This window comes from Variovorax sp. J22R115 (assembly GCF_030317005.1).
Taxonomy (GTDB): Bacteria; Pseudomonadota; Gammaproteobacteria; order Burkholderiales; family Burkholderiaceae_C; genus Variovorax.
In genome coordinates this window covers 58,025-75,712 of record NZ_JASZYM010000023.1, presented here as the reverse complement: position 1 = coordinate 75,712, position 17,688 = coordinate 58,025, and the positions used below count along the sequence as shown (strand labels likewise).

General features: G+C 66.6%; 17 protein-coding genes. 6 read left to right on the top strand and 11 right to left on the bottom strand.

Going from position 1 to position 17,688, the window contains the following annotated elements:
• Positions 1 to 24: 24 nt before the first annotated feature.
• From mrdA to QTI04_RS30365, 4 genes are all read right to left on the bottom strand, one after another.
• Positions 25 to 1,995 (bottom strand): penicillin-binding protein 2, encoded by a 1,971-nt coding sequence (mrdA, locus tag QTI04_RS30380; RefSeq protein ID WP_286618915.1) that lies wholly within the window; start codon positions 1,993 to 1,995, stop codon positions 25 to 27.
• 171 nt (positions 1,996 to 2,166) lie between these two features.
• The gene (mreD, locus tag QTI04_RS30375; RefSeq protein ID WP_286604882.1) at positions 2,167 to 2,688 is read right to left on the bottom strand and encodes a rod shape-determining protein MreD; all 522 of its coding nucleotides are present in this window, start codon (positions 2,686 to 2,688) and stop codon (positions 2,167 to 2,169) included.
• Positions 2,685 to 3,680 (bottom strand): rod shape-determining protein MreC, encoded by a 996-nt coding sequence (mreC, locus tag QTI04_RS30370; RefSeq protein WP_286618914.1) that lies wholly within the window; start codon positions 3,678 to 3,680, stop codon positions 2,685 to 2,687. Before mreC ends, mreD begins: the two co-directional genes overlap by 4 nt.
• Positions 3,681 to 3,754: 74 nt before the next feature.
• The gene (locus QTI04_RS30365) at positions 3,755 to 4,798 is read right to left on the bottom strand and encodes a rod shape-determining protein (RefSeq protein ID WP_028249609.1); all 1,044 of its coding nucleotides are present in this window, start codon (positions 4,796 to 4,798) and stop codon (positions 3,755 to 3,757) included.
• Between the two features lie 225 nt (positions 4,799 to 5,023).
• Between QTI04_RS30365 and gatC the strand changes: the two genes are divergently transcribed.
• Genes gatC through gatB form a run of 3 tightly spaced genes read left to right on the top strand, consistent with a single transcriptional unit; the run spans position 5,024 to position 8,310 of the window.
• Positions 5,024 to 5,323 carry an Asp-tRNA(Asn)/Glu-tRNA(Gln) amidotransferase subunit GatC gene (gene gatC, locus QTI04_RS30360; RefSeq protein ID WP_286604884.1) on the top strand — a complete coding sequence of 100 codons (300 nt, stop codon included), beginning with the start codon at positions 5,024 to 5,026 and terminating at the stop codon, positions 5,321 to 5,323.
• Positions 5,320 to 6,807 (top strand): Asp-tRNA(Asn)/Glu-tRNA(Gln) amidotransferase subunit GatA, encoded by a 1,488-nt coding sequence (gene gatA / locus QTI04_RS30355; protein ID WP_286604886.1) that lies wholly within the window; start codon positions 5,320 to 5,322, stop codon positions 6,805 to 6,807. Before gatC ends, gatA begins: the two co-directional genes overlap by 4 nt.
• Before the next feature lie 15 nt (positions 6,808 to 6,822).
• Positions 6,823 to 8,310 (top strand): Asp-tRNA(Asn)/Glu-tRNA(Gln) amidotransferase subunit GatB, encoded by a 1,488-nt coding sequence (gatB, locus tag QTI04_RS30350; RefSeq protein ID WP_286618912.1) that lies wholly within the window; start codon positions 6,823 to 6,825, stop codon positions 8,308 to 8,310.
• Between the two features lie 127 nt (positions 8,311 to 8,437).
• Here gatB and QTI04_RS30345 read toward each other — a convergent pair whose 3' ends face one another.
• Positions 8,438 to 9,106, bottom strand: a complete 669-nt coding sequence (locus tag QTI04_RS30345; protein ID WP_286604890.1) for a DUF4124 domain-containing protein — start codon at positions 9,104 to 9,106, stop codon at positions 8,438 to 8,440.
• 24 nt (positions 9,107 to 9,130) lie between these two features.
• A complete protein-coding gene (pyrE, locus tag QTI04_RS30340) occupies positions 9,131 to 9,814 on the bottom strand; it encodes an orotate phosphoribosyltransferase (protein ID WP_286604892.1) in 684 nt (227 codons plus the stop codon).
• A 13-nt stretch (positions 9,815 to 9,827) separates the two neighbouring features.
• Here pyrE and QTI04_RS30335 point away from each other — a divergent pair, with 13 nt between their 5' ends.
• Positions 9,828 to 10,631 carry an exodeoxyribonuclease III gene (locus QTI04_RS30335; RefSeq protein WP_286604894.1) on the top strand — a complete coding sequence of 268 codons (804 nt, stop codon included), beginning with the start codon at positions 9,828 to 9,830 and terminating at the stop codon, positions 10,629 to 10,631.
• A 25-nt stretch (positions 10,632 to 10,656) separates the two neighbouring features.
• On the opposite strand, the gene QTI04_RS30330 is transcribed toward QTI04_RS30335, so the two are convergent.
• A complete protein-coding gene (locus tag QTI04_RS30330; protein ID WP_286604896.1) occupies positions 10,657 to 11,562 on the bottom strand; it encodes a LysR family transcriptional regulator in 906 nt (301 codons plus the stop codon).
• A 100-nt stretch (positions 11,563 to 11,662) separates the two neighbouring features.
• On the opposite strand from QTI04_RS30330, the gene QTI04_RS30325 reads away from it, so the two are divergent.
• Together QTI04_RS30325 and QTI04_RS30320 are read left to right on the top strand one after the other, a co-directional pair.
• On the top strand, positions 11,663 to 12,922 hold the full coding sequence (locus QTI04_RS30325; RefSeq protein WP_286618911.1) for a flavin-dependent oxidoreductase: 1,260 nt from the start codon (positions 11,663 to 11,665) through the stop codon (positions 12,920 to 12,922).
• 32 nt (positions 12,923 to 12,954) lie between these two features.
• Positions 12,955 to 13,917: a tripartite tricarboxylate transporter substrate binding protein gene (locus QTI04_RS30320; protein WP_286618909.1), complete on the top strand. Its 963-nt coding sequence runs from the start codon at positions 12,955 to 12,957 to the stop codon at positions 13,915 to 13,917.
• A gap of 1 nt (position 13,918) precedes the next feature.
• Here the strand turns inward: QTI04_RS30320 and QTI04_RS30315 are convergent, their stop codons facing one another.
• The 4 genes from QTI04_RS30315 to QTI04_RS30300 are packed head-to-tail and all read right to left on the bottom strand — an operon-like array spanning position 13,919 to position 17,686.
• Positions 13,919 to 14,626, bottom strand: coding sequence for a GntR family transcriptional regulator (locus tag QTI04_RS30315; protein WP_286604900.1), 708 nt, complete (start codon positions 14,624 to 14,626; stop codon positions 13,919 to 13,921).
• A 48-nt stretch (positions 14,627 to 14,674) separates the two neighbouring features.
• The gene (locus QTI04_RS30310; protein WP_286618928.1) at positions 14,675 to 15,340 is read right to left on the bottom strand and encodes a cysteine hydrolase family protein; all 666 of its coding nucleotides are present in this window, start codon (positions 15,338 to 15,340) and stop codon (positions 14,675 to 14,677) included.
• The gene (locus QTI04_RS30305) at positions 15,340 to 16,950 is read right to left on the bottom strand and encodes an ABC transporter ATP-binding protein (protein WP_286618907.1); all 1,611 of its coding nucleotides are present in this window, start codon (positions 16,948 to 16,950) and stop codon (positions 15,340 to 15,342) included. The genes QTI04_RS30310 and QTI04_RS30305 overlap by 1 nt, the downstream gene beginning before the upstream one ends.
• 19 nt (positions 16,951 to 16,969) lie before the next feature.
• Positions 16,970 to 17,686 carry a cysteine hydrolase family protein gene (locus tag QTI04_RS30300; RefSeq protein ID WP_286618906.1) on the bottom strand — a complete coding sequence of 239 codons (717 nt, stop codon included), beginning with the start codon at positions 17,684 to 17,686 and terminating at the stop codon, positions 16,970 to 16,972.
• Positions 17,687 to 17,688 lie beyond the last annotated feature (2 nt).

Genomic DNA, 17,688 nt, shown 5'->3' with positions numbered 1-17,688 from the left:
TGACGGCAGGTGTGCCGCCGGCCGTCAGGGTGCGGTCGTCGCGGTCGCGGCGGCCGAAGGCCATGCGACCTCGCTGGCGACCCGCGGCTTTCCGATCGGCGCCGTGGCCTTGCCGATCCGGATGGCGGCCATGTCCGCCTCGCTCGGGTACTGGTCCATCAACCAGTAGTCGAACACGCGGCGCGCGATCGGCGCCGCCGCACCCGCACCCCAGCCCGCGTTCTCGACGATGAGGGCTACGGCGATCTTCGGATCGTTGGCCGGCGCGAAGGCCATGAAGAGCGCGTGATCGCGCTGGTGCTCTTCGAGCGCCTTGGCGTTGTACTTCGTGTTCTGCGCCATGCCGACCGCTTGCGCCGTTCCGGTCTTGCCGGCCGCCTGATAGCCCGCGCCTGCGAAGACGCCGCGTGCGGTGCCTGCATTGACCACCGCCACCAGGCCCTCCCGCACCACCGCGACGTTGCCGGGGGTGATGCCCAGGCTCAGCGCGGGCGGCTGCTCGATGGGCCTTACCTGTCCGGTCACCGTGTCACGGATGGCCAGACCGAGGTGCGGCTTGTGCTTCATGCCGCTGTCGGCCACGATCGCTGTCGCCTGCGCCAACTGCAGCATCGTGAAGGTGTTGTACCCCTGCCCGATGCCAAGGGAGATGGTTTCGCCCGCGTACCACTTCTTCTGCTCGGGGCGCTTGTAGGCGTTCCGCTTCCATTCGGTGCTGGGCAACACGCCGCGCACCTCGCCGCCGAGGTCGATCCCCGTGATCTGGCCGAAGCCGAGCGGCTTCATCGCGTCGTGGATCAGGTCCACGCCCATCTCGTTGGCCAGCGAGTAGTAGTAGATGTTGCTCGACAACTGGATCGAGCGCCGCATGTCGACGCCGCCGATGTTGCCTTCGGGGCTGCCGAAGCGGTGCCCGCCGAAGTTGAAGTAACCCGGATCGTTCACCACCACGCTGGGCCCGCGCTTGCCGGTCTGCAGCGCCGCCAGCGCCATGAAGGGCTTGTAGGTCGAGCCCGGCGGATAGGTCCCCCGCAGTGCGCGATTGAGCAGCGGCTTGTCGATCGATTCGCTGAGCTCCTTCCAGCTTTCCGTGTCGATGCCTTCCACGAAGAGGTTCGGATCGAAGGTCGGCTTGCTCACGAAGGCCAGGATCTCGCCGGTCCTCGGGTCCATCGCGACGAGCGCGCCGCGCCGGTCGCCGAACATGTCCTCCACCAGCTTCTGCAGCTTGATGTCGAGCGACAGCATGACGGTGTTGCCCGGCGTCGCGGGATGCGCGGCGAGCCGCCGCACCGCCCGGCCGCCAGCGGAGGTTTCCATCTGCTCGACGCCGGTCTGGCCATGGAGCGTCTTCTCGTAGCTCTGCTCGATCCCGAGCTTGCCGATGTATTCGGTGCCCTTGTAGTTGGCGAGGTCCTCGTCCTCCCAGTCTTCCATCGCCGCCTTCTCGGCCTGGTTGATGCGGCCGATGTAGCCCAGCACATGGCTCGCCAGATCACCGTTGGGGTAGTTGCGGAACAGCCGCGCCTTGATCTCGACGCCAGGGAAGCGATAGCGCTGCGCCGCGAAACGGGCCACCTCCTCGTCGCTCAGCCGCGTGCGGATCGGCACAGAGTCGAAGCTGCGCGAATCCTCCCGCAGCCGCTTGAAACGCCGGCGGTCGCGCGGCGAGACCTCCACCACCTCGGTGAGGCTCTCGATCGTCTCTTCGAGATTGCCCGCCTTCGACGGTGTGATCTCCAGCGTATAGGCCGAATAGTTCGACGCCAGCACGATGCCGTTGCGATCCAGGATCAGCCCGCGATTCGGCACCACCGGCACGATGGCCGTGCGATTGCTCTCCGCCTGCTCCGCGAGGTCGCCATGGCGCACCACCTGCAAATAGACCAGCCGCGCGCACAGCAACCCGAAGGCCGTCAGCACGACAAGGCCGATCACGATCACCCGACGCCGGAAGCGCGAGAGGTCGGCAGCAACATTGCGGATCTCGGTCATGAAAAATCAGCTTAAACGGCCAAAACAACGGAAGCAACCAACGGGCGGCGAGGCGACGCGAGCCCCAATTCGAGGGGCGCGCCGCGCACGGCCGCCCGAAGCGGCCGCGCCGCCTCCGGCAGGGGGTTGGCGAAGCGACACGAAGTGCGCGAAGCCTGGGGGCGAGCCCAATTAGAGGGGACGGTTGGCATCTGGTTCCGGCGTCCGACGCTGAGGCGCCAGCAACACGATGCTGACCAGTGGCCACAGGGCGGCTTCGATCACCGGTGCAATCAACAGCGACCATCCCGGAAATACACCGCCGCCAATCATGCGGATCGCGAGTTCGATCAGATGCGACAGCGCGAACAGCGGCAATACTTGCAGCGCCTGCGAGATCACAGGGAACCACAGCAGCCGACGGTGGATCATGATCGCGAAGAAGCCCAGCGTGGTGTAGGAGAGCGCATGCTGGCCCAGCATGGCCGCCTGGTGCACGTCCATCAGCAGGCCGAAGACAAAGGCCGCGCCGATGCCGATGCGCATCGGCTGGTGCACGCTCCAGAACACGATCACCAACGCGAGCAGGTCGGGCGTCCACGCGGCACGGCCCAGCGGCACCATGTTGAACAGCAGCGCAGCGATGAGGCTGCCCCACATGAACAGCGGGCTGACGGGCAGCAGAAGCTGCTGCTGACCGGGACGCATGATCATCGCGGAGCCTTTGCCTTCTTGTCGCTCTTGGCGTCGGCCTTTGCGTCGGCCTTGGCCGCCTTGGCGTCCGCACGATCGGCCTTCTTCTTGGCCGCGGGGCTCGCGGCCGCGGTCGGCGCGGGCCGGGGCACGGCTTGCGCGCCGATCGGTGCCAGCACGAGCACGTAGCGCGCCGCCGTCACATGCCCCACCGGCAGGAGGTGGATGCGCGCGAAGGCGGAGTCCGCGCGACGTTCGATGCGGTCTATCTTGGCAACCGGAAGGCCCGGCGGGTAGACGCCATCGACGCCGCTCGTGGTGAGCATGTCGCCCTCCTGCAGATCGGCATTGGCGGCCATGAAGCGCAGTTCGAGCCCGCCGCCGTGGGCGCTCGCGTCACCGAATGCGACGCTGCGGGCGCCGGTGCGCACGTTCTGCACGGGAATGGACAGGTCTCGGTCGATCACCAGGGTGATCTCGCTCGAGAACGGCAGCACCTGCGTGACCTGCCCGAGCACCCCGTGTTCGTCGATCACCGGCGAGCCAGCCACGATGCCGTTCGTCAGGCCCTGGTCGATCACTAGCTTGCGCGTATAGGGGTCGGCAGTGTCATACAGCACCTCGGCCACTCGCCCGGGGGTCTGCGTGGTTTCGCGCAGTTCGAGCATCGCGCGCAGCCGCGCGTTTTCCTGCGCGAGCGTGTCGGCCTGGCTGGCGCGCTCGGACTGCAGGGCGAGCGCTTTGCGGGCAACCGCTTCGTTGCTCTGCGCCGTCTGCAGGTCTTCGAGGTAGCGACTTCCCTCCACCGCGAGTTGCACCGGCTTCAGCGCCAGCCACTGGATGGGATAGAGCACCGCGCCGATGGCCGTGCGCAGCGGCTGCACGATGTGGAAACGCGCATCCGCCACCATCAGGAACAGCGCGAGCGCGCTGAAGAAGATCAGCTTGCTGAGCGCCGAAGGCCCCTGGTTGAACAGAGGTGGCGCGGTGCGATCGAGCGTGCCGAGCGGCATGGCGGGAAGACTGCTTTAAATTGAAAAAGCCGGCCCTGCGCAAACGCGGGCCGGCCATTTGTGCATCAGTCGCATTATTCGCTTGTGAAGATGCTTCCGAGCCTGTCCATGCGCTCGAGTGCGATACCGCAGCCTCGCACCACGCAGGTCAGTGGATCCTCGGCCACGAGCACAGGCAGGCCTGTTTCCTCGGCCAGCAGGCGATCGAGGTCGCGCAGCAGCGCGCCGCCACCGGTCAGCATCATCCCGCGCTCGGCGATGTCGGCGCCCAGTTCGGGCGGCGTCTGCTCGAGTGCGTTCTTGACGGCCGAGACGATGTTGTTGAGCGGATCGGTCAGCGCTTCCAGCACTTCGTTGCTGCTGATGGTGAAGCTACGCGGCACGCCTTCGCTGAGGTTGCGGCCCTTGACTTCCATTTCCTTGACTTCGGAGCCCGGGAATGCGGAGCCGATGCTCTTCTTGATGACTTCGGCCGTCGGCTCGCCGATCAGCATGCCGTAGTTGCGGCGGATGTAGTTGATGATGGCCTCGTCGAAGCGGTCGCCGCCGACGCGGACGCTGCCCTTGTAGACCATGCCGCCGAGCGAGATCACACCCACTTCGGTCGTGCCGCCGCCGATGTCGACGACCATCGAGCCGCTGGCCTCGGACACCGGCAGGCCGGCGCCGATGGCGGCGGCCATGGGTTCCTCGATCAGGTAGACCGAGGTGGCGCCGGCAGCTTCGGCCGCGTCCTTGATGGCGCGGCGCTCGACCTGGGTCGAACCGCAAGGCACGCAGATGATGATGCGCGGGCTGGGCGTGAGCAGCGAACGCGGGTGCACCATCTTGATGAACTGCTTGATCATCTGCTCGGTGATCACGAAATCGGCGATCACGCCGTCCTTCATGGGACGGATGGCCTCGATGTTGCCCGGCACCTTGCCGAGCATCGCCTTGGCTTCGCGACCCACGGCCTGGATCACCTTCTTGCCGTGCGGGCCGCCTTCATGACGGATTGCGACAACCGAAGGCTCGTCCAGGACGATGCCCTTGTTGCGGGCAAAAATCAGGGTGTTGGCGGTGCCGAGGTCGATCGCGAGGTCGGTAGAGAAGTACCGACGGAAAGCTCCAAACATTGTGGAATCCTCTGGAGCACGGCATGCGCGTCGGCAGGCCGTCGCCCTCTTGCTGGGTCGTTTGACGGGGTGGTTTGAATCGTTTTTGCGGCAAATGCCGCCGCGTTCGCGGGGGTTGCGGCAAAGGCGGGATAATACCCGAATCCCCTGGCACTCCAGCGTTTTGGCGCCCTTTTTGCGGGTTCCGAGTGCCCATGTTTTCACGGCCGCCAGCCTCTTTTTCCGATGTCCCTCACTTCTTCCGATATCGCGCGCATCGCCTCGCTTGCCCGGCTCCAGCTAGCTCCCGACGAAAGCGAGCGCATGCTGGGCCAGATCAACGGCTTCTTTGACCTGGTCGAGCAGATGCGGGCGGTCGACACCGCGGGTGTCGAGCCGCTCGCGCATCCGGTCGCCACGGTCGACGACGTGACGCTTCGCCTCGCCGAAGACGTCGTCACCGAACCGAACAACCGCGAGGCCAACCAGCGCAGCGCGCCGGCGGTCGAAAACGGCCTGTTCCTCGTCCCGAAGGTGATCGAATGAGCGCCGAACTGCATCAGATGGGCGTGGCGGAGCTCACAAAGGCCCTGCGCGAGCGCAAGGTCTCGGCGGTCGAGGCCGCGCAGCACCATCTCACCCGCATCCGGAAGCATCAGGATCTTGGCACTTTCGTGGCGCTCGACGAAGAATTGACGCTGACCCAAGCCCGCGCGGCCGACGCGCGGATCGCTGCCGGCAATGCGCCGGCGCTGGCCGGCGTGCCGATCGCGCACAAGGACATCTTCGTCACCGCCGATCTGCCGACCACGGCCGGTTCGCGCATCCTGGCGGGCTACCGCTCACCCTTCGACGCGACCGTTGTGCGCCGCCTCGCCGAAGCCGGCGCCGTGACGCTCGGCAAGCTGAGTTGCGACGAATTCGCGATGGGTTCGGCCAACGAGAACGTCGCCGTGCCCGCCCTCGGCTTCGACAGCGCGGTGCCTGTGCGCAACCCCTGGGACCGGGCGCGCATTCCCGGCGGTTCATCGGGCGGCAGCGCGGCCGTCGTCGCGGCGCGCCTGGCGCCGGCCGCGACCGGCACCGACACCGGCGGCTCGATCCGCCAGCCGGCGTCGTTCTGCGGCGTGACCGGCATCAAGCCGACCTACGGTCGCGCCTCGCGCTACGGCATGGTGGCTTTCGCGTCGAGCCTCGACCAGGCCGGCCCCATGGCCCGGTCGGCCGAGGATTGCGCCCTGCTGCTCTCCGCGATGTGCGGGCCCGATCCGGACCGCGATTCGACTTCGCTGGACAAGCCGGCGGAAGACTTCTCGCGCCGCCTCGGCGATTCGCTGGAAGGCCTTCGCATCGGCGTGCCCAAGGAGTTCCTCGGCGACGGCGTCGCACCGGGCGTGCGCGCGGTGGTCGACACGGCGTTGGCCGAGTACGAAAAGCTCGGCGCACGCCGCGTCGAGATCACGCTGCCGCGCACCGAACTGTCGATTCCCGTCTACTACATCCTGGCCGCCGCCGAGGCATCGAGCAACCTGAGCCGATTCGACGGCGTCAAGTTCGGGCATCGCGCCAGCAACTACCGCGATCTCGCCGACATGTACGCGCAGACGCGGGAGGAAGGCTTCGGCGACGAGGTCAAGCGCCGCATCATGATCGGCACCTACGTGCTTTCCCACGGCTACTACGACGCCTACTACCTGCAAGCGCAAAAGGTGCGCCGCATGATCGCGGACGACTTCCAGCAGGCCTTCAGGCAGTGCGATGTCATCGCCGGCCCGGCCGCGCCCACGGTGGCATGGAAGCTCGGCGAGCACGGCGGCGACCCGGTCGCCGACTACCTCGCCGACATCTTCACGCTGCCCGCCTCTCTCGCCGGCCTCCCCGGCATGAGCGTGCCTGCAGGCTTCGACGGCGGCATGCCCGTCGGCGTGCAACTCATCGGCAACTACCTGGACGAAGCCCGGCTGCTCAATGCCGCGCACCGCTTCCAGCAAGCCACCGACTGGCACCAGCGTGTGCCGGCCGGCTATTGATGGCGAAGAACTGACATGAGCGAAATCAACACTTTCGAAGCCGCGCAGAGCGGACGTCCGACCGGCCCGCTGGTGCGCGGCTACGAAGTCATCATCGGCTTCGAGACCCACGCGCAGCTTTCCACCGCGTCGAAGATCTTCAGCCGCGCGTCCACCGCCTTCGGCGCCGAACCGAACACCCAGGCCTGCGCGGTCGACCTGGCATTGCCGGGCACCTTGCCGGTCATGAACAAGGGCGCCGTCGAACGCGCCATCCGCCTCGGCCTCGCGCTCGGCTCGCACATCGCGCCGCGCAGCGTGTTCGCGCGCAAGAACTACTTCTACCCCGACCTGCCCAAGGGCTACCAGATCAGCCAGTTCGAGATTCCCGTCGTCCAGGGCGGCTCGGTGAGCTTCTTCCTGGGCGACGAGAAGAAGACCGTGCGCCTGGTGCGCGCGCACTTGGAGGAAGACGCGGGCAAGTCGCTGCACGAGGACTTCATCGGCCAGTCGGGCATCGACCTGAACCGCGCCGGCACGCCCCTGCTGGAGATCGTGACCGAGCCCGACATGCGCTCCACCGCCGAGGCCGTGGCCTATGCGCGCGAATTGCACAAGATCGTGACCTGGATCGGCATCTGCGACGGCAACATGCAGGAAGGCAGCTTCCGCTGCGACGCCAACGTGTCGGTGCGCAAGCCCGGCTCGCCGCTGGGCACCCGCCGCGAGATCAAGAACCTCAACAGCTTCAAGTTCATGCAGCAGGCGATCGACTACGAGATCCGCTGGCAGATCGAGGAGATCGAGGAAGGCCGCCAGATCCAGCAGGCCACGGTGCTGTTCGACCCCGACACCGGCGAGACCCGCGCCATGCGCACCAAGGAAGACGCGGCCGACTACCGCTACTTCCCCGACCCCGACCTGCCGCCGCTGGCGATCGCCGCCGAGTGGATCGAGCGCGTGCGCGCCGAGATGCCCGAGCTGCCGCGCGCGATGGCCGAGCGCTACGTGCAGCAGCACGGCCTCTCGGAATACGACGCCACGCAGCTCACGCAGAGCCCGGCTCTCGCCAGCTATTTCGACGCCGCCGTGAGCGCGGGCGCCGCGCCCAAGCTGGCCAGCAACTGGATCACCGGCGAGATCGCCCGACGCCTCAATCAGCAGGACATCGCCATCACCGATGCGCCGGTCACCGCGGCACAGCTTGCCAAGCTGATCCAGCGCATCAGCGACGACACCATCTCGAACAACGCCGCACGCACGGTCTTCGACACCCTCTGGACTGGCGAAAGCCAGGACGTCGACGCCGTCATCGAAGCCAAGGGCCTCAAGCAGATGAGCGACAGCGGCGCCCTGGAGAGGATCATCGACGGCGTCCTGGCCACCAACCAGAAGAACATCGACGAATACCGCGCCGGCAAGGACAAGGCCTTCAACGCCCTGGTCGGCCAGGTCATGAAAGCCAGCCAAGGCAAGGCCAACCCCGCCCAAGTCAACGCCCTCCTCAAAGCCAAGCTAGGCTGAACCCTACAAGGGCCCGCAAAGCGCGGCCCTTTCGCGGAACACCGCGGATCCGGCTCAGCCGGGCCGCAGGTGTTGCCCCCGGCAGGGGGTGGGCGGCCACACGAAGTGGGCAAGCCTGGGGGCGAGCCTATTTCGCCGCCCACAGGGGCTTGAGCCGCGCCTGCTCCTCGTCGAAGCGAACGTTCACGCGCTTCTTCTCGTCTTCCTGTTCGCCGATGAAACGATTCTGGACCGCCACACTGCGCGCGTTGTCCTCGACCTTGCGGCGGATCGAATCGGGCGCCTTGCTCGGGTCCTTCTTGTAGAACTCCAGTTCATCGTCGATTCGCTTGCGCTCGTCGGCGAGCTCGCCCAGTCGCTTCTTGGCGGCCTGGATCACCGCGTCGATCTGGACCAGCGCTTCTGCGCGTTCCCGGTCGTGCGCCATGGGCGTCGGGTAGCGGATCAGCAGCGCGCGTTCGCGCCGCCGCTCCTCCAACTGGCGGGCGGCCAGCAGTTGCGCCTGGCGCTCGCGCTCCTCCCGCTCGGCCTGTTCGCGCGCCGTGTAGGTGGGCTCGAGCTTGCGCCGCGTGGTGCCGCTCGGATTCAGTTCGCGCTGCTCGCGGTCGATGCAATCGGGGATCGGCCGGTCCGCGGTGATCGTGCGGCCCTTCGCGTCGGTGCAGCTGTAGATGCTGGGACCCGACCCCGCGTCGCCGGTCGCAGGACGCGCGCCGGCCTGAGGTTGTGCGTGCACCGCACCGGCCGCAGCCAGCGAGAGCGCCAGAGATGCATACAGTGCTTGGGTTCTCGCCAATGTCAATCCTTCAGACAGGTTGCATCAGCCTGCGCCGTACCGGGCCCTGTACGCCAGCACTCCCTGGCGGTGGGCGCCCAGTTCATCATCCGCGCGGCCTGAGAGGTACTGTAACAAGTCGTCAAGCGTTGCGATGGCAATTACTTGGAGGCCGAGCTGGTCGCGGACGTATTGCACAGCGCTGTGGTCCACATCCACGCCGTTTTCGGTCGCTTTCTCCTGGCGATCCAGCGCGATGGCGACGGCATGCGGCGTGGCGCCGGCGCCACGGATGGCGGCGATCGATTCGCGCACCGCGGTGCCGGCCGACATCACGTCGTCGACGATCAGCACACGCCCCTCGAGCGGTGCGCCGACCAGCGTGCCGCCCTCGCCGTGATCCTTGGCTTCCTTGCGGTTGTACGCAAAGGGCACGTTGCGCCCCCGGCGCGCAAGTTCGGCCGCGACCGTGGCGCCCAACGGAATGCCCTTGTAGGCCGGCCCGAAGATCATGTCGAACTCCAGGCCGCTGGCAAGCAACCGGTCTGCATAGAATCCCGCGAGCCGCGCGATCTTGGCGCCATCGTCGAACAGGCCCGCGTTGAAAAAATAGGGGCTCATGCGACCGGCCTTGGTCTTGAACTGGCCGAAACGCAGCACCCCCGACTCCAGCGCGAACTGCACGAACTCCTGTGCGAGCGCGCCGCCTTCTCCAATCTCTTCAGCCATAGGGAATGTCCTTGTGTTCAAACTGACCAGCCTCAACCTCAACGGCCTTCGATCGGCTGCCACCAAAGGTGTCGCCGACTGGGTCGCCGAACTGGCGCCGGATTGTATTTGCATGCAGGAGATCCGCGTCCAGGCGAGCGACATCGAAGGCCGCTTCGAGGAGATGGCGGGGCTCAAGGGCCACTTTCATTTCGCAGAAAAAAAGGGCTACGCGGGAACCGCCATCTATTCGAAGCATGCGCCCAGCGACGTGGTCGTCGGCTGGGGAGATCGCGAGTTCGACGCCGAAGGCCGCTACCTCGAACTGCGCTTCGACACGCCGAAACGCAAGCTGTCGATCATCAGCTGCTATTTCCCGAGCGGGTCCTCCGGCGAAGAGCGGCAGGCGGCCAAGTTCCGTTTCCTGAAGGGCTTCTTCCCCCACTTGATCGCGTTGAAGCGCGAGCGCGACTTCATTCTGTGCGGCGACATCAACATCGCCCACAAGGAGATCGACCTGAAGAACTGGCGCGGCAACCAAAAGAACAGCGGCTTCTTGCCCGAGGAACGCGCCTGGATGACGAACCTGCTCGACGCCGGCGCGGCGGGCGCCGGCCTGGTCGACGTCTACCGCATGCTCAAGCCCGACACCACCGACGAGGCCTACACCTGGTGGAGCAATCGCGGCCAGGCCTACGCCAAGAACGTGGGGTGGCGGCTGGACTACCACCTGGCGACGCCGAAGCTCGGCAAGCTCGCGCGCCACGAATCGATCTTCAAGACCATCAAGTTCAGCGACCACGCACCGATCACGGTGGACTACGACTTCACGCTGTGAAGCGCGCCGCGCCCATCCTCGTTCGCTAGCGCGACAGAGCGGGCAGCGCCTTCACCAGGGTGTCGCTGAACGAGCGCATGGCCTCGCTCTCGTGCGCGCCTCGCTTGGTGATGCGATAGAAATCCAGCTCCACCTTCGGCTTGACCAGCACGTCGGTGCGCACGCGGTGCCGCCGGCAGGCCGCCAGGGCGAAGGTCGGCATCACGGCGGTGCCGAATCCCGACTCGACCATCGAGATCAGCGTGCCGAAGAAGTTGAAGGCCTGCCGTTGCGCGTCGGCCCGACCGATTGCGCCCAGGTGCACGTCGATGACCTTCTGGATCGGATTGCTCTGCGGCAGCCCGATCAGCTCGGCGGAGCGCAGCGCCGACCAGGGCGCGGTGCCCGTGACGAGCGAGGCCTGCTCCGACTCCGCCGCGGCCACCCGCATCAAGTGGAAGCGCCCGACCGGCGCTCGATCCAGTCCCGGCGCGCCCTTGAAGAAAAAGCCCAGCCCCATGTCCGCCTCACCGCTCGTGACCATCGCCTCGACGTCACGCAGGTCGGCGTCGAACAGCTTCAGGCTGACCGACGGGTGGCTTTCACGGAACCGATGGAAGACCTGCGGCAGGAGGTGGGATGACACCAGTGGCGTGGCGGCGATGCGCAGTGTCTGGCGCGCCGCGTCACCTTCGACGCCGAGCTGCGCGGTGACGTCGTCCAGATCCGTCACGACTCTTTCGACCACCGGCAGCAGCCGCCGCCCCGCCGCCGTGAGACTGACCATGCGCGTGGTGCGATCAAAGAGGCGGCAGCCCAGCTGGCGCTCCATCTCGCGCACCAGCGTGCTCAGGCCGGCCTGCGTCATGTGCGCCAGCTCGGCCGCGCGAGTGAAGTTGCCGACGCGGGCGACGTGCAGGAACGCACGCATCTGGCGGACGGATAGATTCATACGACTTCATGATAGATCCATACGATATCTAAACTTCCCAAATGATCGACGACTCTGTCTAATCCGCTTTTCCTTGAATCAGGAAAAGCGGAAACAAGACATGAGCAAGCAAACCGAAGTCATCGTGCTGGGCGCCGGCATCGGCGGACTGACCCTGGCATTGAGCCTGCATCAGGCCGGCATCGCGTGCCGGGTCTACGACGCAGTGCCCGAACTGAAGCCCCTCGGCGTGGGCATCAACCTGCTGCCGCATGCGGTGCGCGAACTGAGCGAACTGGGCCTGATGCCCGCGCTCGATTCGGTGGGCGTGCGCACCCAGGAGGCCGTGTTCTTCAATTCGCATGGCCAGTTGGTGTTTCGCGAAGCCGCCGGCATCGCCGCGGGCTACGACTGGCCCCAGTACTCCATCCATCGCGGCGACCTTCACACCGCGCTGCTCGAAGCGACGCGCGAGCGACTCGGCGCGGATGCCGTGGTCTGCGGCCATCGCTGTGCCGGCGTGGACCAGGACGACACCGGCGTCACCGCGCGCTTCACCGCGCCGGACGGCTCGCCCTTGCCCAGCGTGCGCGGTTCGGTGGCCGTAGGCTGCGACGGCATCCATTCGGTGCTGCGCAAGCAGTTCTATCCGAACGAAGGCGCGCCGCGCTACTCGGGCGTCAACATGTGGCGCGGCACAGCAAAGCACAAGCCTTTTCTCTCGGGTGCGAGCATGGTGCGCGCGGGTTGGCTCGACCAGGGCAAGATGGTGATCTACCCGATCCGCGACAACGTGGACGACGAAGGCAACCAGCTCGTCAACTGGGTCGCCGAGATCCACGCACCGCAGCCGGCACTCCAGGACTGGAGCCGCGCCGGTCGGCTCGAAGACTTTCTCCCGGCCTTCGAGGACTGGCACTTCGACTGGCTCGACGTGCCGGCGCTGATCCGCTCGTCCGACTCGATCCTCGAATACCCGATGGTCGACCAGGACCCGCTGCCGAAGTGGACCCACGGCCGGCTCACGCTGCTGGGCGACGCTGCGCATCCGATGGTGCCGCGCGGCTCGAACGGCGCCGGGCAGGCGGTCATCGACGCGCGCTATCTCGCGGGTGCGCTGCACAAGCTGGGCGTCGGCAACGCAGCGCTGGAAGACTACGACCGCGTGCGCGTGAAAGCGACCACCAACGTCGTGCTCACCAACCGCAGCAATCCACCCGACGCGATCCTGCGCGAGGTGTTCGAGCGCTCCGGCGGGCAACGCTTCGACCGGCTGGAAGATTTCGTGACGCAGCAGGAACTGCAAGCCATTTCCGACAACTACAAGCGGGTGGCGGGCTACGAGCCGGCGGCTTTGAAGTCTCGCCCTTCCTACCTTTGAGACACGACATTCAGAACGACACGGAGACCCCGATGCGCCCATTGCAGAAGATCCTCGCCACCCTCGCGATGGCCGTCAGCGCCGTGGCTGCGCATGCCTGGCCCGACCAGCCGATCACGCTGGTGGTGCCCTACACCCCCGGAACGGGCATCGACCTGATCGCGCGCCAGCTGTCCGTGCGCTTGCCCGCCGCGCTCGGCCAGCCTGTGATCGTCGACAACGTGCCCGGCGCCAGCGGCAACATCGGCAGCGAGAAGGTGGCGCGCGCCAAACCCGACGGCTACACGCTCATGGTGCAGGTCAACACGCTGGTGATGAACAAGAGCCTCTACAAGTCGCTCGCCTACGACCCCGTCGCCGACTTCACGCCTGTGTCGCTCACTTCCTGGGGCACGCTGTTGCTGGTGACCAATCCCAACGTGCAGAAGACCACTTCGGTGGCCCAGATGGTGGCGGCCGCGAAGGCGGAGCCCGGCAAGCTGACCTATGCGACGCCCGGCGTCGGAACGCCTCACCATCTTTCGATGGCCTTGCTCATGCAGAACACCGGCACCGAGATGCTGCACGTGCCTTACAAGGGCACGGCCGGCGCGGTCACGGACCTGCTGGGCGGGCGCATCGACTACATGTTCCTGCCAGTGCACGTCGCGCTGCAGCACATCCAGGCCGGCAAGCTGAGGGCGATCGCGACCGGCAGCGACAAGCGCCTGCCTCAGTTGCCCAACGTGCCGACGCTGGCCGAGGCCGGCATCCAGGGAGGCAACGTCGACATGTGGTACGGCGTGCTCGCGCCCAAGGGAGCATCGCCCGCCGTGGTCGCCCGCCTCAACAGGGAGATCGGCGCGATCCTGAAGCTGCCCGAAGTCGCGACCGCTTTCGAGGCGCAAGGCATGGTGCCGTCCGCGTCGACACCCGAGGAATTCGGCGCGCTGATCCAGAAGGACGGCCGGCGTTGGTCCGACGTGGTTCAGCGCGGCGGCATCACCGCGGACTGATTCAGCGCCCGGGCGGCGGCGGGCGGCCCGCATGCCGCGCCATGTGCACCTGGTGCAGCGTGATCTTGCGCACTTCGGACTGGCTGGTCTCGATGTGCGCGCGCAGCAGCATCGCGGCCTGATCGCCCCGATTCGCGCGGATCGCCTTCAGGATCTTGGCGTGCTCGTCGTAGGTGGCGTCGATGCGCGGCTGCTTGGTGAAGTCCAACCGGCGAATGATGCGGATGCGGTCGGTCACGTCGCGGTGCACACGCGCCATCTCGGCGTTGCCGGCGGCGGCAACGAGCGCGCAGTGAAAAGCCTCGTCCCACTGCGCCACCTGCACGGTGTCCGAACTGCGCTGCGCCGCCGGCACGAGCCAGATGCCGGCCAGCGCCTCGACCAGGCTGCGATCGACGCGATGGTCACTTTCGCAAAGCCGATGCACGGCCGTGGTCTCCAGCACCATCCGGAGGTCGTAGAGCTGCTCGAACTGGTCGAAGTCGAAGGGCAGCACGCGCCAGCCGCTGCGAAACAGCACTTCGACGAACCCTTCCTGTTGCAGCCGGAACAGCGCCTGCCGCACTGGCGTGCGCGAGACACCGAGCCGTTCGCTGATTTCGTTCTCGGTAAAGCGATCGCCGGGGACGAGGCTGAATTCGGCCACGTCGCGCTTGAGCTGGGCATAGACCTGATCGGCTCGCGTACGAAACGCGGGATCTGGAGCCACGGGCTCGGCGGGAGCGGCAGGAGATCGGACAGAGGACACGTGGGGATGTTAGTGCTTGCGGAGCGCATCCAACAGCGCGGCGCTCGGTGCCGTCCAGCCGACGATGGCGCCCTGGGCGCGGATCATCTCGACGGCTGCTGCCTTGAAGGCAGGAAAGTAGCTCTCGGTGCAGTCTTCCAGCAGCAGGCAGTCGTAGCCGCGGTCATTGGCTTCGCGCATGCTGGTCTGCACGCAGACCTCGGTGGTCACGCCGCCGAACAGCAGATGGGTGATGCCGCGCCGCTTCAGCATCTCGTGCAAGCCGGTGGCGTAGAACGCGCCCTTGCCAGGCTTGTCGACGACGATCTCGCCTTCGATGGGCGCGAGGGCGTCGATGATCTGGTTGCCCGGTTCTCCCATCACGAGGATGCGCCCCATCGGACCTTCGTCACCGATGCGCAGGGTCGGGCTGCCGCGATTGCGCTTCGCCGGTGGGCAGTCCGAAAGATCTGGCTTGTGTGCCTCGCGCGTGTGCACCACCAGGCCGCCTGCTTCGCGCCAGGCTTCGAGCGTCTTCTTCGTCGCTGGCACGATGGCTTCGAGCAGCGAGACATCGTTGCCCAGGGTTTCGCCGAATCCGCCCGGTTCTATGAAATCCCTCTGCATGTCGATGAGGACCAGCGCTGTCTTGGCCAGATCGAATTCGTAGGCGAAGGGGTTGGCGTCTATTTGCATCATGAAGACACCGCAGAGTGATCCCCACCCCCCATGTGAGCTCCCAGTACATGTCTTTCGGCCGTGGCCGCGGCGGACTCGAACACCACGCGTCCTTCGCTCATGACGACGATTCGATCCGCCATCTCGAGCAGTTCATCGAGGTCTTCGCTGATCAGCAGGACAGCCCCGCCACGCGCCCGCACCTGCACGATGCGGCTGTGAATCTCCGCGACTGCCGCGAAGTCCAGTCCGAACACGGGATTCGCCGCGATCAGCACATTGATGTCCCCCGCCAGTTCTCGCGCCAACACTGCTCGCTGCACGTTACCCCCAGAAAGCGATCGAATCGGCGCCCCCTCCCCCTGCGTCTTGACCCCATACTCGGCAATCCACTCGCGCGCCCTGCTGCGCCACAACGGAAAGTTGAGCACCCCGGCACCGAGTGCCTTCCAGGCCAACGGCGGCTGATCGAAATCACGCAGCGCCATGTTCTCCGCCACGCTCAGATCGCCGACGCAGGCGTTGCGCAATGGCTCCTCGGGGAGGCTTCGTACCTTCAGGCGCCGGTTCTCTTCGCGGCGGGCGGCGTAGGGCTCGCCCATCACCGATACCTTCCCTGCGAGCCTGGGCCGCTGACCCACCAACGCTTCCACCAGCTCGCGCTGGCCATTGCCCGAGACACCCGCTACGCCCAGGATCTCGCCCGACCGCACGCTGAGGCTCAGGTCGTGCACCGCCAACGTCCCCCGATCGCCCTGCGCCTGCAACCCTTCGACCCGCAATGCAACGGGCGCATCCACAGCTGTGTCGCTCATCGAATGCAGCGCACGCCCGATCGGCGCTGCCGTGTCGCCTTCGGGCGGCGGCGCTTCGCCCTCGCCCATCATCGCCGCCGCGAGCCTCGCAGGATTCGTCTCGGACACCTTGCAGTGGTGCACCGCCTTGCCACGACGCAACACCGTCACGCTGTCGGCATACGACATCACCTCGCGAAACTTGTGCGTGATGATCAGCACCGTGCACAGGCCGCTTCGCGCGAACTCGCGCACGTGGCCCAGCACCTCGTCGGCTTCCTGCGGTGTCAGCACCGAGGTCGGCTCGTCCAGGATCAGCAGGCGCGGCTTGAGGTAGAGCTGCTTCAGCAACTCCAGCTTCTGCTTCTCGCCCGCCGCCAGCTCGGAGGGCCGCATGTCGAGGTCCAGGCTGAAGGGCGTGGTCGCGAGGAACGCCTTGAGCTCGGCACGCGTGGACTTCCAGTCGATCACGGCCGGCGTCTTGCCGCCCGCCAGCAACAGGTTCTCCGCCACCGTCATGCCCGGCGCCAACGTGAAGTGCTGATAGACCATGCCGATGCCGAGCGCGCGCGCGACGATCGGGTTTGCGATGTCCTGCTCCCGGCCGTCGATGAGGATGCTCCCCTCCTCGGCCCGCTGGAAACCCGCCACGCACTTCACCAGCGTGCTCTTGCCCGCGCCGTTCTCGCCGAGCAAGGCATGCACGGTGCCGGGCTCGACATGCATCGTCACCCGGTCCATCGCCGTGAAGCTGCCGAAGCGCTTGGTCAGCTCGTAGGTGTCCAGCGCCAGCGCGCCGGTGGTGGGGGGCAGCGGGTCGACGGGCGCGATCATGATGCGGAGGCTCTCCGTTCTAAAACGCCGACAGCGCGTCGAGCAAGGCGCCCGAAGGCGCATGCGCGCCGAACACACCGCCCTGCATGGTGATCATCTTGAGCGCCGCCAGATGGTTGCCGTGGTCGGTGGCCGCCGTGCAGTCCGACAGCAGCAGGCACTCGAAGCCGCGGTCATTGGCGTCGCGCATCGTCGTGTGCACGCACACGTCGGTCGTGATGCCGGCGAGGATCAGGGTCTCGATGCCGCGCGTGCGCAGCACGAGTTCGAGATCCGTCGCATAGAAGGAGCCCTTGCCGGGCTTGTCGATGATCACCTCGCCATCGAGCGGCGCCAGCGCCGGGATGATGTCCCACCCCGGCTCGCCGCGCACCAGGATGCGCCCGCACGGCCCCGCGTCGCCGATGCCCACGCCCTCGGCGCCGATCTGACGCGAACGCCAGCGCTTGTTGGCCGGCAGGTCGGCGAGATCGGGTCGATGCCCCTCGCGCGTGTGGATGATGTGGAATCCCAGCGGCCTCAACCGCGCCAACACGCGAGCGATCGGCTCGATCGGCGCTTGCACCAGCGAGAGGTCATAGCCCATCACGTCGACATAGCCGCCCTTGCCGCAGAAGTCCGTCTGCATGTCGATCACGATCAGCGCTGTGTTGTCGGGCCGGAGCGCGCCGTTGTAAGGCCACGGATACGGGTCCGCGGCAACGAAGAGATCGGGTGGCGTGGCGGAGGGACTCATGG